The organism is Janthinobacterium salmonicoloratum (genome assembly GCF_051380845.1).
In the GTDB taxonomy this organism is placed as follows: Bacteria; Pseudomonadota; Gammaproteobacteria; order Burkholderiales; family Burkholderiaceae_D; genus Janthinobacterium; species Janthinobacterium lividum_F.
Genome location: NZ_JBNYXV010000001.1, coordinates 2,819,590 through 2,833,122, shown reverse-complemented (window position 1 = coordinate 2,833,122; position 13,533 = coordinate 2,819,590). Strand labels below are relative to the sequence as shown.

General features: G+C 62.1%; 15 protein-coding genes. 10 read left to right on the top strand and 5 right to left on the bottom strand.

Annotated features, from left to right (window positions below; translation table 11 throughout):
* Window positions 1-2,103, bottom strand: coding sequence for an ATP-dependent DNA helicase RecG (gene recG / locus ACQ4WY_RS13025; RefSeq protein ID WP_436504343.1), 2,103 nt, complete (start codon window positions 2,101-2,103; stop codon window positions 1-3).
* A 177-nt stretch (window positions 2,104-2,280) separates the two neighbouring features.
* Between recG and queA the strand changes: the two genes are divergently transcribed.
* The 8 genes from queA (at window position 2,281) to ACQ4WY_RS12985 (ending at window position 10,304) form a co-directional block, all read left to right on the top strand.
* Window positions 2,281-3,336 (top strand): tRNA preQ1(34) S-adenosylmethionine ribosyltransferase-isomerase QueA, encoded by a 1,056-nt coding sequence (gene queA / locus ACQ4WY_RS13020; protein WP_436504342.1) that lies wholly within the window; start codon window positions 2,281-2,283, stop codon window positions 3,334-3,336.
* A gap of 2 nt (window positions 3,337-3,338) precedes the next feature.
* Window positions 3,339-4,478 carry a tRNA guanosine(34) transglycosylase Tgt gene (tgt, locus tag ACQ4WY_RS13015; RefSeq protein ID WP_035822848.1) on the top strand — a complete coding sequence of 380 codons (1,140 nt, stop codon included), beginning with the start codon at window positions 3,339-3,341 and terminating at the stop codon, window positions 4,476-4,478.
* Window positions 4,479-4,674: 196 nt separating this feature from the next.
* Window positions 4,675-5,007, top strand: coding sequence for a preprotein translocase subunit YajC (yajC, locus tag ACQ4WY_RS13010; protein WP_034778948.1), 333 nt, complete (start codon window positions 4,675-4,677; stop codon window positions 5,005-5,007).
* A gap of 95 nt (window positions 5,008-5,102) precedes the next feature.
* Complete coding sequence (gene secD / locus ACQ4WY_RS13005; protein WP_436504341.1) at window positions 5,103-6,968, top strand: protein translocase subunit SecD; 1,866 nt, start codon at window positions 5,103-5,105, stop codon at window positions 6,966-6,968.
* 90 nt (window positions 6,969-7,058) lie between these two features.
* Window positions 7,059-8,081 carry a protein translocase subunit SecF gene (gene secF / locus ACQ4WY_RS13000; protein ID WP_436504340.1) on the top strand — a complete coding sequence of 341 codons (1,023 nt, stop codon included), beginning with the start codon at window positions 7,059-7,061 and terminating at the stop codon, window positions 8,079-8,081.
* A gap of 74 nt (window positions 8,082-8,155) precedes the next feature.
* The gene (locus ACQ4WY_RS12995) at window positions 8,156-8,905 is read left to right on the top strand and encodes a hypothetical protein (protein ID WP_436504339.1); all 750 of its coding nucleotides are present in this window, start codon (window positions 8,156-8,158) and stop codon (window positions 8,903-8,905) included.
* A complete protein-coding gene (locus tag ACQ4WY_RS12990) occupies window positions 8,902-9,603 on the top strand; it encodes a helix-turn-helix transcriptional regulator (protein ID WP_436504338.1) in 702 nt (233 codons plus the stop codon). Before ACQ4WY_RS12995 ends, ACQ4WY_RS12990 begins: the two co-directional genes overlap by 4 nt.
* A gap of 74 nt (window positions 9,604-9,677) precedes the next feature.
* Window positions 9,678-10,304 carry a glutathione S-transferase family protein gene (locus ACQ4WY_RS12985; protein WP_436504337.1) on the top strand — a complete coding sequence of 209 codons (627 nt, stop codon included), beginning with the start codon at window positions 9,678-9,680 and terminating at the stop codon, window positions 10,302-10,304.
* A gap of 8 nt (window positions 10,305-10,312) precedes the next feature.
* On the opposite strand, the gene ACQ4WY_RS12980 is transcribed toward ACQ4WY_RS12985, so the two are convergent.
* On the bottom strand, window positions 10,313-10,522 hold the full coding sequence (locus ACQ4WY_RS12980; protein WP_436504336.1) for a hypothetical protein: 210 nt from the start codon (window positions 10,520-10,522) through the stop codon (window positions 10,313-10,315).
* On the opposite strand from ACQ4WY_RS12980, the gene ACQ4WY_RS12975 reads away from it, so the two are divergent.
* Window positions 10,521-10,685 (top strand): hypothetical protein, encoded by a 165-nt coding sequence (locus ACQ4WY_RS12975; protein WP_436504335.1) that lies wholly within the window; start codon window positions 10,521-10,523, stop codon window positions 10,683-10,685. The genes ACQ4WY_RS12980 and ACQ4WY_RS12975 overlap by 2 nt on opposite strands.
* Here the strand turns inward: ACQ4WY_RS12975 and ACQ4WY_RS12970 are convergent.
* The 3 genes from ACQ4WY_RS12970 to ACQ4WY_RS12960 all read right to left on the bottom strand — a co-directional run bounded on the left by ACQ4WY_RS12970 (window position 10,682) and on the right by ACQ4WY_RS12960 (window position 12,456).
* A complete protein-coding gene (locus ACQ4WY_RS12970) occupies window positions 10,682-11,530 on the bottom strand; it encodes an HDOD domain-containing protein (protein WP_436504334.1) in 849 nt (282 codons plus the stop codon). The two genes, ACQ4WY_RS12975 and ACQ4WY_RS12970, sit on opposite strands and share 4 nt — an antisense overlap.
* Window positions 11,531-11,691: 161 nt before the next feature.
* Window positions 11,692-11,976, bottom strand: a complete 285-nt coding sequence (locus ACQ4WY_RS12965; RefSeq protein WP_034778933.1) for a hypothetical protein — start codon at window positions 11,974-11,976, stop codon at window positions 11,692-11,694.
* A gap of 45 nt (window positions 11,977-12,021) precedes the next feature.
* Window positions 12,022-12,456: a MarR family winged helix-turn-helix transcriptional regulator gene (locus ACQ4WY_RS12960; RefSeq protein ID WP_436504333.1), complete on the bottom strand. Its 435-nt coding sequence runs from the start codon at window positions 12,454-12,456 to the stop codon at window positions 12,022-12,024.
* Between the two features lie 131 nt (window positions 12,457-12,587).
* Here ACQ4WY_RS12960 and ACQ4WY_RS12955 point away from each other — a divergent pair, with 131 nt between their 5' ends.
* A complete protein-coding gene (locus ACQ4WY_RS12955; RefSeq protein ID WP_176385828.1) occupies window positions 12,588-13,532 on the top strand; it encodes a GlxA family transcriptional regulator in 945 nt (314 codons plus the stop codon).
* The last annotated feature ends 1 nt before the right edge of the window (window position 13,533 follow it).

The following is a 13,533-nucleotide window of genomic DNA, read 5'->3' as shown; positions in this document are numbered from 1 at the left end:
TTACACCTTCAGGAATTCCTCTTTCCCACCCAGCCAGCGCGCCAGGTGCGCTTCCACGGTGGCCGCGGCGGCCGTCGTGGTGGCGTGCAGCAGATCGTGCGCCACGTCGCGCGCCTGGTCGACCAGCCATTGATCCGTTTCCAGGTCGGCGAAGCGCAGCATGGCCTGGCCGGACTGGCGCGCGCCGAGGAATTCCCCGGGGCCGCGGATTTCCAGGTCGCGCCGGGCAATTTCAAAACCGTCGGTGGTTTCGCGCATGGTCATCAAACGCTGGCGCGCCACGCCGCCCAGCGGGCCCTGGTACAGCAGCAGGCAGACGCTGGCCGCCGAGCCGCGGCCCACGCGGCCGCGCAGCTGGTGCAGCTGCGACAAACCAAAACGCTCGGCATGCTCGATCACCATCAGCGAGGCATTCGGCACGTCGACGCCCACCTCGATGACGGTGGTGGCCACCAGCACGTGAATATGGCCGGCGATGAAGGCGTCCATCACTTCCTGCTTTTCCGCAGGCTTCAAACGGCCGTGCACGAGGCCGACCTGCAGCGCGGGCAAGGCTTCGGCCAGCATCATGTAGGTGTCGGTGGCCGTCTGCAGCTGCAGCGCTTCCGATTCCTCGATCAGCGGGCAGACCCAGTATACCTGCCGCCCTTCCAGCGCGGCCGCATATACGCGGGCGATGACTTCGTCGCGCCGGTTCTGGTCGATGGAGCGCGTGACGATGGGGCTGCGTCCCGGCGGCAGCTCGTCGATCACCGATACTTCCAGGTCGGCGTAATACGTCATCGCCAGGGTGCGCGGGATCGGCGTGGCCGACATCATCAGCTGGTGCGGCACGGCCGCGCTGTCGCCCTTGTTGCGCAAGGTCAGGCGCTGGCCCACGCCGAAGCGGTGCTGCTCGTCGACGATCACCAGGCCCAGTTTGGCAAACAGCACGTTATCCTGGATCAGCGCATGCGTGCCGATCACCAGTTGCGCTTCGCCCGATTCGATCAGGGCCAGCGCCGCCGTCTTTTCCTTTTTCTTCAGGCTGCCCGTCAGCCACGCCACCTTCACGCCCAGCGGCTCCATCCAGGCGGCGATCTTGCGGAAGTGCTGCTCCGCCAGGATCTCCGTGGGCGCCATCAGCGCGGCCTGGTAGCCGCTGTCGATGGCTTGCGTGGCTGACAGGGCGGCGACGACCGTCTTGCCGCTGCCAACGTCCCCTTGCAGCAAGCGCTGCATCGGATACGGCTGGCGCAGGTCGGCGCGGATTTCCTCGAGCACGCGGGCCTGCGCGCCCGTCAGCTTGAAGGGCAGGGCGGCGCCGAAGGATTCCGACAGGGTGCCGACGATGGGCAAGGACGCGGCGCCTTTCGAGCGGCGCGCGCGCTGGGCGCGTTTCAGCGACAGCTGCTGCGCCAGCAGTTCATCGAATTTCATGCGCACCCAGGCCGGGTGCGAGCGGTCCATCAGCGCGCTTTCATCGATGTCCTGCGGCGGGTAGTGCAGCAGGTGCACGGCGGCCCGGAACGGCGACAGCTGCATCTCGCGCAGCAGCTGGTCCGGCAGGGTGTCCTGCCAGTCGATGCGGCGCATGGCGTCGGCGATCTCGCGCCGCAGGACGTGCTGCGACAGGCCTTCGCCGGATGGATAGACGGGCGTCAGGGCCGTGGGCAGGGGGGCGCCCTCGTTGACCACTTTATAGGTCGGGTGCACCATTTCGGCGCCAAAAAACCCGTGTTTGAGTTCGGCCCGCGCGCGTACCCGCGTCCCTTCGGCCAGCTGCTTGACCTGGCTGCCATAGAAATTCATGAAACGCAGCAGCAAATTGCCTGTTTCGTCGGCGATCGTCACCAGCAGCTGCTTGCGCGGCTTGAAATTGACTTCGCACTTGGTGACGACACCCTCGACTTGCCACGACTCGCCGCCGCGCAGGCAGGCGTCGCGTATCGTGTAGACCTTGGTCTCGTCTTCGTAACGCATTGGCAGGTGCAGCACCAGGTCCATATCCGTGCGCAAGCCCAGCTTGGCCAGCCGGCTTTCCGTGCTGACCACTTTTTTGGCGGCTTTCGGCTTCGCGGCAGGCTTGGCCGTGGGGGGAAGATCGGGCGTTGGATCAGGCATATGGGAGATTTTTGTGCCGCTAGCGTAAAATAGAGGGTTGTCCGGCACAACCCTGTGCGTACCGCAGTCGTAATGTTGCGGCGGATTATTGTAATGCCTGTATAGGCGCACAGTATAGTGCCAGATGTTCCATTGCGCACTCCTAATCATTCTTGACGTACTTTTGAAGCAAAACGCATGTATTCGCTTTCCGATTTCGATTTTAATTTGCCGCAAGAAAACATTGCGCAAACTCCGTTGGCCGAGCGCAGCGCCTCGCGCCTCTTGCATCTGGACGGCGACGCCGTGGTTGACCGCAGCTTTGCCGATATCGTCGGGCTGTTGCAAGCGGGCGACCTGCTGGTGATGAACGATACGCGCGTGCTGAAAGCGCGCTTCTTTGGCGTCAAGGAAAGCGGCGGCAAGATCGAGGCGCTCGTCGAGCGCGTGCTCGATGACCGCACCGTGCTGGCCCAGGTGCGCGCGTCGAAGTCGCCGCCGCCCGGTTGCCGCATCCGCCTGGCCGACGCGTTTGACGTCACGGTCGGCCAGCGCGCCGGCGAATTCTTTACCCTGCATTTCGAGGCCGACGTGTTCGAGCTGATCGAGGCGCATGGCCGTTTGCCGCTGCCGCCGTATATCGAGCACGATGCGGACGAATTTGACGAGACGCGCTACCAGACTGTCTTCAACAAGGTGCCGGGCGCTGTCGCCGCGCCGACGGCCGGCCTGCATTTCGACCAGGCCCTGCTCGACCAGTTGAAAGCCAAGGGCGTCAACTTTGCCTATGTGACCCTGCACGTGGGCGCGGGCACCTTCCAGCCCGTGCGCACGGAGGTGCTGGCCGAACACAAGATGCACACCGAGTGGTACACCATGTCGCAGGAAACCGTCGATGCCGTGCGCGCCGCCCAACTTGCCGGGCGCGACGTGGTAGCCGTCGGCACGACCAGCTTGCGCGCGCTGGAATCGGCCTCGCAAAGCGGCCAGCTGGTGGCAGGCAGCGCCGATACGGCCCTGTTCATCACGCCCGGCTATGCCTTCAAAACGGTGACGCGCCTGATCACCAACTTCCATTTGCCGAAGTCGACCCTGCTGATGCTGGTGTCGGCCTTTGCCGGCTATGAGCCGATCCGCACTGCCTACGCGCATGCGATCGCGCAGAACTACCGTTTCTTCAGCTATGGCGACGCGATGCTGCTGACCACGCAATCACGCGCTCCGCTGAACCTTGATACTCCCGTGAAAGACTGACCATGCTGGAATTTAAACTACTCAAGACCGACACGAGCGGCCTGACCAAGGCACGCCGCGGCACCTTGAAACTCAACCATGGCGTCGTGCAGACGCCGATCTTCATGCCAGTGGGCACTTACGGCTCCGTGAAAGCCATGTCGCCGCTGGAACTCAACGAGATCGACGCGCAGATTATTTTGGGCAACACGTTTCACCTGTGGTTGCGCCCTGGCAACACCGTCATGGAAAAATTCGGCGGCTTGCATGGCTTCATGGGCTGGAACAAGCCGATCCTGACGGATTCCGGCGGCTTCCAGGTGTTTTCGCTGGGCGCCATGCGCAAGATCACGGAAGAGGGCGTGCATTTCAATTCGCCGATCAACGGCGATAAATTGTTTCTCTCGCCGGAAGTGTCGATGCAGGTGCAGCGCGTCTTGAATTCCGACATCGTCATGCAGTTCGACGAGTGCACGCCGTACGAAATCCAGGGCCGTCCGGCCACCATCGAGGAAGCGGCCAAGTCCATGCGCATGTCCTTGCGCTGGGCGCAGCGCTCGAAGGATGAGTTCCACCGCGGTGAAAACCCGAATGCGCTGTTCGGCATCGTGCAGGGCGGCATGTTCGAAATGCTGCGCGACGAGTCCTTGGCCAAGCTGGAAGAGATCGATTTCCCCGGCATCGCCATCGGCGGCCTGTCCGTCGGCGAGCCGAAGGAAGACATGATGCGCATGCTGGCCCACGTGGGCCCGCGCCTGCCGGCCAACAAGCCCCATTACCTGATGGGCGTGGGCACGCCGGAAGACCTGGTGGCGGGCGTGTCGAACGGCATCGACATGTTCGACTGCGTCATGCCGACGCGTAACGCCCGCAATGGCTGGCTGTTTACCCGTTTTGGCGACATCAAGATCAAGAACGCCAAGTACAAGGAAGACCAGGCGCCGTTGGACGAGACGTGCAGCTGCTACGCCTGCCGCAATTTCTCGCGCGCCTACCTGCACCATTTGCACCGCTCCAAGGAAATCCTCGGCGCACGCCTGAATACCATCCATAACCTGCATTACTACCTGGACTTGATGCGCCAGATGCGTGAAGCGCTGGACGAAGACCGTTTCCACGCGTTTACCCTGCAGTTCCATGCGGAACGCGCACGCGGAACTTAAGAAAAGCTTAGCTTGAGCCCTGGCGGCAGCATGGTCGGAAGTTTTGTGTATTGGTGCTTGGTCTGGGGCGATAAAGCATTGCATAATGCTTTTTTAGCCCCATTTAAAGTTGCCATGCCTGCAATTCGGGTTATGACGTATAGCCAATGCTAGAATACAGCGCTATTTTTTCAAACTGATTAGAACTGGAGTCACCGTGTTTTTCATTTCCAACGCTTATGCGCAAGCCCCAACCGAAGCCCTCGGCCTCGGCGGCAACCTGACCAGCTTCCTGCCGCTGGTATTGATGTTTGTGGTCATGTATTTCCTGATGATCCGCCCACAGCAAAAACGCGCCAAAGAACAACGGGCGATGATGGACGCGCTGGCCAAGGGTGACGAAGTCGTGACCGCCGGCGGCATGCTGGGCCGTGTTGTCAAGGTAGTGGACGCTTACGTCACCATCGAAGTGGCGACCGGCACCGAAGTCACGGTGCAAAAGAGCTCCATTACCACCTTGCTGCCTAAAGGCACCCTGAAGGCACTGTAATTCCTCGCTGTCATTGCTTCGGCAATGATGACCGGGGCGGCTATCGGCCGCCCCTCGCGACGCCTCCGACGCTCAACACTGAACGCTGAATCATTATGAATCGCTATCCTGCCTGGAAATACATCATCATCGTCGTCGCCTTATTGCTGGGCGCACTCTATACGGCGCCCAATTATTTCGGTGAGTCACCGGCGCTGCAAGTAACCAGCGGCAGGTCGACCGTCAAAGTGACGGGCGAGCTGATGACGCAAGTCGAGCAAATATTGACGAAAGAGAACGTCAAGTCGGAAGGTGTCACCATGGATGGCGCCGGCAATCTCGCCTCCGTGCGCGTGCGTTTCGCCGATCCCGATACCCAGTTCAAGGCAAAACTGGTGCTGGAAAAGGACTTGAATACGGATGCCAGCGACCCTGCGTACATCGTGACGGTCAATCTGCAAGCCAATACACCGATGTGGATGCAGAAACTGCATGCCTTGCCCATGTTCCTGGGCCTGGATTTGCGCGGTGGCGTGCACTTCCTGATGCAGGTCGATGCGAAAGCCGTACTGAACAAGAAAATCCAGGGCGTCCAGTCCGCCGCGCGTAGCGTGTTGCGCGACAAGAATATCCGCCACGCCGGCATCGAGCGCGTGGGCGACAGCGTCCAGATCAACTTCCGTGACGCCGATACGCGCCTGAAGGCAAAGAATGTGCTGTCCGACCAGATGACGGAACTGGCGTTCGCCGATGCGGGCGAAGGCAGCGACCTGAAACTGAATATCACCCTGAAACCGGCCGCCCTGAAGGCGACCATCGACGAAGGCGTGAAACAGAATATCTCCACCCTGTCCAAGCGCGTCAATGAGCTGGGCGTGGCCGAGCCGTTGATCCAGCAGCAAGGTCCTGACCGCATCGTAGTGCAATTGCCTGGCGTGCAGGACGTGGCCCGCGCGAAAGCCATCATCGGCCGCACGGCGACTCTGGAAGTGCGCCTGGTCGATGAAACCATCGTGCCTGGCACGGAACTGTCGAGCGCCATCCCGTTCAACTCGGAACTGTTCACTGTCGGCAAGGGCGTCCCTGTCGTGCTGGCGAAAGACGTGATCCTGACGGGCGACTATATCTCCAGCGCCACGGCCAGCTTTGACCAGAACCAGCAAGCGGCCGTGTCGATCGACCTGAACGGCGACGGCGGACGCAAGATGCGCGAAGCGACGCGCGAACGCGTCGGCAAGCGCATGGCCATCGTGCTGTTTGAAAAGGGCAAGCCTGAAGTGCTGTCGGTGGCGACCATCCAGCAGGAACTCGGTTCGCGCTTCCAGATCACCGGCATGGGCGGCGCGGAAAACGCGAATGAACTGGCGCTGCTGCTGCGCTCGGGCGCCCTGTCCGCACCGATGACTGTCATCGAAGAACGCACGATCGGACCGCAACTGGGCGCGGAAAACATCGCCAAGGGCTTCCACTCGACCTTGTACGGCTTCATCGCCATCGCCATCTTCATGATCGCCTATTACATGCTGTTCGGCGCCTTCAGCGTGCTGGCCCTGGCGGCCAACCTGCTGTTGCTGATCGGCTTGCTGTCGATGATCCAGGTGACGCTGACACTGCCGGGTATCGCCGCTATCGCGCTGGCGCTGGGCATGGCGATTGACGCCAACGTGCTGATCAATGAACGTATCCGTGAAGAGCTGCGTGCCGGCAATACGCCACAGGCGGCGATCGCAGCCGGCTTCGACCGTGCATGGGCCACGATTCTCGACTCGAACGTGACCACCCTGATCGTCGGCCTGGCACTGCTGGCTTTCGGTAGCGGCCCCGTGCGTGGCTTCGCTGTTGTGCATTGCCTGGGTATCCTGACCTCGATGTTCTCCTCCGTCTTCGTGTCGCGCGGCGTGGTCAACCTCTGGTATGGCCGCAAGAAAAAGCTGACGACCTTGTCGATCGGCACGGTGTGGGTGCCGGGCACCAGCAAATAAGCGACGGTCCAGCCTTAGCCAATAGCGTCAACAGCGATAGCGTCCGGTGGCCCAGCCGCCGGACGCACAGAATAGAACTCAGAGGATTTCATGGAATTTTTCCGGATCAAAAAAGATATTCCCTTCATGCGCCATGCGTTGATTTTCAACGTCATTTCGGCCGTGACCTTCCTTGCCGCCGTCTTCTTCCTGTTCCACAAGGGCTTGCACCTGTCCGTGGAATTCAAGGGCGGCACCCTGATGGAGGTGAAATACCCGAAAGCGGCCAATCTTGAAGGCATACGCGGCACCCTCATCGCCATGGGCTATGAAGAGCCGGGCGTGACCAGTTTCGATACGGCGCGCGACGTGATGATACGCCTGCCGGTGGAAAAGGGCGTCAGCGCCGCGAACACCTCGCAGCGCGTGTTTGAAGCCCTGTGCAAAGCCGAGCAAGGCACGACCAAGGGCATCGACACCGTCACTGCAAAGGGTGAGCACGTCATCAAGAGCGCGTGCATGGACGCGGCCGGCAGCGAAGCGGTCGTCTTGCAGAAAGTCGAATTCGTCGGCCCGCAAGTGGGCGAGGAACTGGCGCAGAACGGCTTGAACGCGCTCGTGATGGTGATTCTGGGCGTGATGATCTACCTGGCCATCCGCTTCGAGTGGAAGTACGCTGTCTCGGCCATTATCGCCAACTTGCATGACGTGGTGATCATCCTGGGCTTCTTCGCCTTCTTCCAGTGGGAATTCTCGCTGACGGTACTGGCGGCCATCCTGGCGGTGCTCGGTTACTCGGTCAACGAATCGGTGGTGATCTTTGACCGTATCCGCGAAAACTTCCGCAAGCAGCGCAAGGCGACTGTGCATGAAGTGATCGACAGCGCGATCACCAGCACCATTTCGCGTACCATCATCACTCACGGTTCCACCCAGATGATGGTGCTGTCGATGCTGGTCTTCGGCGGCCAGACCCTGCACCACTTCGCACTGGCGCTGACCATCGGTATCTGCTTCGGTATTTACTCGTCCGTGTTCGTCGCGGCCTCGATCGCCATGTGGCTGGGCGTCAAGCGCGAAGACTTGATCAAGCCGGTCAAGGAAAAAGACGAAACCGACGGCGCCGTGGTGTAAGCGCAGGGTTTTTTGCAGGTCGAATGAAGAACGATCACCGTTTGCGGTGGTCGTTTTTTTTATGGCGGATGACAATGAAGCGTTTTTTATGGGTAGGTCTGATGGCAGGCGTGACGGTGTTGGCCGGCGCCGCCGATTTCAGCCGCACTGGCAGTGACAGCATCGCCATGCGCGGCCCGATTGCCGTAGGCGACGTGGGCAAACTGCAACTGCTGGCCGCGCCGGGCACCGCGCTGTTGCGCGTGAATAGCGATGGCGGCGATCCGCAGGCGGCCATGCAGCTGGGCCGCTATCTGCGCCAGCAGCAATGGGATGTCGCCATCGACACGGTGTGCGCGGGCAGCTGCGCCCTGTATGTCTTCCCGGCCGCGCGCCATATGCACATCCCCGCCGGCGCCGTGCTGGCGCTGCAGGAGTCGGCGTTCCTGCGCGCGCAGGCTGGCCCGGAGCGCATGCGCCGCACCCTGGTCGAGGCAGGTGTGGCGCCCGAGGACCTGGACAGCGAAACGGCGGTCCTGGCGGCCCAATTGGCAGAGATGGCGGCGCTGGAAGCGGCTTTTGCCAGGGAGCTGGGCATTGCCTCCGCCTTTTACCGCGATTTCCAGCAGGTGGCGGCGCAGGCCGATAGCGTGCGCCAGCGCTTTCCCGACCAGGATGCGGCCATCTTCTGGTGGCCCGCCGCAGGCCGCTTGCAGCGCTGCTACGGCATCGCCGGCGTGGAAGAGGGCACGCGCGCGGCGCGCCTGGCGCCAGACGGCTATCTGTACGTGCCGGCCCTGTCGGCCCTCGTCATGGGCGACCAGGCTTTGCAGGCCTGTCCATGAGCCGCAGCGGCCGTTTATTCCTGCTGATGGACGCCATGCGCGCCAAGCGGGTACCGGTGACGGCGGCCCAGCTGGCGCAGCAGCTGGGTGTCTCCGAACGCACGATTTACCGCGATATCCAGACCCTGGCCGAACTGGGCGCGCCCCTGCAGGGCGAAGCGGGCATCGGCTATGTGCTGCGCCGCGGCGCCTTTTTGCCGCCACTGATGTTTGGTCCCGATGAACTGGAAGCGCTGGTGCTGGGCGCGCGCTGGGTGCGCCGCCAGGGCGATGCGGGCCTGGCGCAGGCGGCCAGCAATGCCCTGGCCAAGATCGCTGCCGCCTCGCCGCGCGACTTGCGCGACAGCATGGCCGAGACCAGCTTGTGGGTGCCGCTGGGGCGCCCCGCCGATGGCGCGCAGCCGGCCGACCGTTATGTGCAGCCGGTGCGCGAGGCGATCCGCTACGAACAGAAGCTCACGCTCGCCTATCAGGATGAGCATGGTAGTGCCACCTCGCGCACGGTGTGGCCGTTTGCCCTGGCCTTTTTTGAAGGCAAGCGCCTGCTGGCCGCCTGGTGCGAGCTGCGCGGCGATTACCGGCATTTCCGCATCGACCGCATCGCCAGCGTGCAGCGGCACGACGAGCGCTATCCCACGCGCCGCCACGCCTTGCTCGAGACCTGGCGCAAGGCGCATGATATTGATCCGGAATCCTGAGATTCGCTCCTGACAAAAACTGTCAGTGACGGCGACTACGATGGTGGCTTCTTCACTCACCGGAGCCATCTGCCATGCGCCTGTACCACCACCCCATGTCCTCGAATGCCCGCCGTGCCCTGATGACGGCGATCCACCTCGGCCTGCCTCTGGAACTGGCGGAAGTCGACCTGATGAATGCGGATGACCGCCGCCGTCTGGCCGAGCTCAATCCTAACGGCAAGGTGCCCGTGCTTGCCGATGGCGCTTTCCTGCTGTGGGAATCGTGCGCCATCATGCAATACCTGGCCGAACAGGTACCGGGCCAGACCATCTATCCTTCGGCGCCGCAAGCCCGCGCCGACGTCAACCGCTGGCTGTTCTGGGCCGCGCAGCATTTCGCGCCCGCCATCAGCGTGCTGGCCTGGGAACGCGCGTGGAAAGGCATGACGGGCAATGGGCCGGCGGATCCGCTGGAAGAGGCGCGCGGCGAGCACGAGCTGCATGCCTGCGCCGTGGTGCTGGACGCGCATCTGGCTGGGCGCAGCTGGATCCACGCAGATGATGTCACCTTGGCCGACTTCGCCGTGGCCGCGCCGCTGATGTACAGCGAGGCCGTGCGGCTGCCGCTGGCGCAGTACCAGCATATCCAGGCGTGGTTTGCCCGCGTGCGGCAGTTGCGCGCCTGGCAGGAAACGGACGTGGAGCTGTTGCCGGGATAATCCGCGCGCTAAGTGTGCCAGCGCACGGAGCCGGCGCGGCGCACCGCATAAGATAGGGCTGTCTCTTTCAGGACATCCCTAGCTTTGGACTTTACCCGCTTTCGAGCGGGTTTTTTTTCGCTTTCGAACGGATTGTTGTCCGGCGCTTGAAAAGTGGCTTGATAAATTGATAATCGCTGCACATATGGGGCGCATCCCATTTCCAGCAGGTACGCCATGTTCATGCCACGCCATCCGAAACCCCTGTTGAGTACCAAGGCGGTCGCCACGCAGGTCGCCCAGCAAAAGCAGGGTACGCAGGCCATGGACAAACATGTGCTGATCGTCGATACGCGCAAGCCGGCGGCACCGCCGCCAGCGGGCAAGAAGCCTGCAGGCTAGTGCACGAGCACTTTCAGCAGCGACTGCACTTCATCGTCCGATTCTTCCATGATGCTCGACAGCGTCGCATCGTCGCCGATCAGGCAATCGATGCTGCGCGCGGCGCGGGCAGCGCGCACGGCGATGGCGGCCGGGCTTTCGTTGAGGGGTGACGAGACGGGCGCCAGGTCATTCGCCAGCAGCAGGGTGTCGCCCAGCGATTCGGGCGGGATGGCGCGCAGGCCTTCCCACAGCGCATTGATGGCGCCCATCACCGCTTCCGGTACCTTCAGTTTGGTCAGGACGCCATGACCGATGGCTTGTTCGCCATGTTCGACCCAGTCCTCCGGCTCGCCGTCGAGGATGCCGGGGAATTCGGCCGCGCGCGACAGCAGATAAAACCCGCCCACCTCATGCATGATGCCGGCAAACAGGGCCGTATCAGGGTCGACCCTGGTGACGCGGCGGGCCAGTACCTGCGACAGGGCCGCCACGTGGGCCGTATGCTCCCACAGCTGGTTGGCCTTCGCTTGCAGCACGGGATCGGTGATGGTGCTGCCCAGCTGGCGTACGATCAGCGATGCCACCACCGACTGCAAGGTACGCACGCCGAGGCGCTGCACGGCATTGCGCACGCTGGTGATTTCATTGCCGGAACGGTTGAACGCCACGGAATTGGCGATGGCCACCGTGCGCGCCGCCAGCAGCGGGTCAGCCTGCACCAGCTTGGCTGCGGCCTCGATATGGCAGTCGGGATCGGCCAGCGCCTCTTGCAGCTTGAGCGAAGCGTCCACATTGGCAGGAAAGGTCAGCTCGCCACGAGCGGCTTGTGCGGCGATGCTTTTAAAGGCGTCGAGTCTGTTCATTGAAAAAATTATACTCGCAATATTTCCGTGCGGAACTTTTTAACCGTGATCTTTTCGCAAACAGCCGAGCAAAACGCAAGCAAAGCCCCGTAAATGGAAAAAGGCATGCTCCTATATGGGTGGCATGCCTTTTTTCTAACGACAGCGTTCGTTAAGCGCTACTACAGAGATTCGCTGAAGATGGCGTCGCAGCCTTCGACCAGCTCGTCGCTGTCTTCCAGCTCATCCGTCAGGCCCAGGTCGAACAATTCCTCGACGGCGTTCATGAAGCTGTTGTGCTTGGTGGCGCCGATCAGGCGGTAGATTTCGCCGTCTTCGTTGCGCACGCCGATGATCAGTTTTTCCTGGCGGACCAGTTCCGGCGTGCTGGCGTTGAGCAGCAGGTTGCCGATGATGTGTTTATCAAAATGAGCGGGCTTTTTGCCTTCGAGCAATGAGGTTTTCAACTTGGTTTCCTTTGTCTTGTTTGAATGTCTGTGCTTGGTGAATGGTCAGCTGTGGCCGTTGGCGATGGCGTGCTTCAAGCCTGCCAGGGTGGTTTCCAACCGCATGAAATCGTCTTCGGTATAGCCGTCGAACAGGTGCTGGCCCTGCTTTGTCAGCTTGGGGAACACGTCATGGAACAACTGTTCGCCCTCGCAGCTCAGGCGTACGTAATAGGAACGCTTGTCACGTGGACAACGTTCGCGTATCACCAGCCCCTTTTGTTCCAGCCGGTCCACCACGCCCGTCAAGGTACCCTTGGTAATCAGGGTTTTCTGACCCAGTTCCTTGTAGGACATGCCGCGGGTGTTGCCGAGCGTGGCAATGATGTCGAATTGCGCATGCGTCAAGCCGTACTGGCGCACAAAGTCGCTAGAAAACCGCTCGAAGCCTTGCATGCATTCGGCCAGCAGCCGGATACTTTTTAAATATCGTTCACCCATGGGGGTGATTATATCCTTCCGCTCCGCTTTTTTCCGCCGCGCCAGGACGCGCCCCAGCATGAGGGTCTGGATGGGGCGGAAGTCCGGTATCATGTGGGCAACTCAGCCCTTGCCCCTGGCCCGCCTCGCCGATGTCCTTCGCTAATCTTTCCCGTATCGGCCTCGACAAACCGCTGCGTTTGCTGCTGGTCCATGCCGGCGATGCCGAGTCGATCACCTGGGCCGGCCTGGTGCAGCCGCTGCGCCTGTGCGCGCGGGCGCTGGGGCCCGATGCCCTGCAACTGGACGTGCGCACGCCGGAACAGGTGGCCGCGCAGGGCGGCAACTGGCATATCGCGCTGCTGGTGGCCGACGAAACGGAAGTGCCGCTGCGTGCCGAGCTGTGCCGGGCCGTGATCGAGCGCTGCCGTTCGGCGCCGTTCTGGGGCGGCGTGGGCGCGGCCGTGCTGTGGCTGGCCGACGCGGGCGTCATGGATGGTGTGCGCATCGCCTTGCCGTGGGCCCTGTACGCCGATGCGGAAGCCAAGGCCGAACGGGCCATCCTGACGCCGCACCTGTTCGATATCGACGGCCCGCACATCACCTGCTGCGGCGGCGCGGCCAGCATCGACTTTTCGCTGACCCTGATCGAGACCATCTTCGGCGCCGACGTGCAGGCGCTCGTCAAGGAAGCGCTGTGTGTGGACAAGGTACGCGGCAAGGAGGAGCGCCAGCGCGTGGCCCTGCAGGCGCGCTTCGGCGTGCTGCAGCCCAAGCTTTCCGAAGCGGTGACCTTGATGGAAGCCAATATTGAGGAGCCGCTGTCGACCGACGACATCGCCAGTCTGGTGGGCCTGTCGCGGCGCCAGCTCGAACGGCTGTTCAAGCAATACCTGGGCAGCCTGCCATCGCGCTATTACCTGGAACTGCGCCTGCAGCGCTCCAGACAATTGTTGCTTGATACGCATTATTCCATCGTGCAAGTGGGCCTGATGTGCGGCTTTTCCTCCGGCTCGCACTTTTCCACGGCGTTTGGCACCCTGTTTGGCAATACGCCCCGCGAAGAGCGGCAAAGAAAGCTCATGCCGCCAGCCTAGC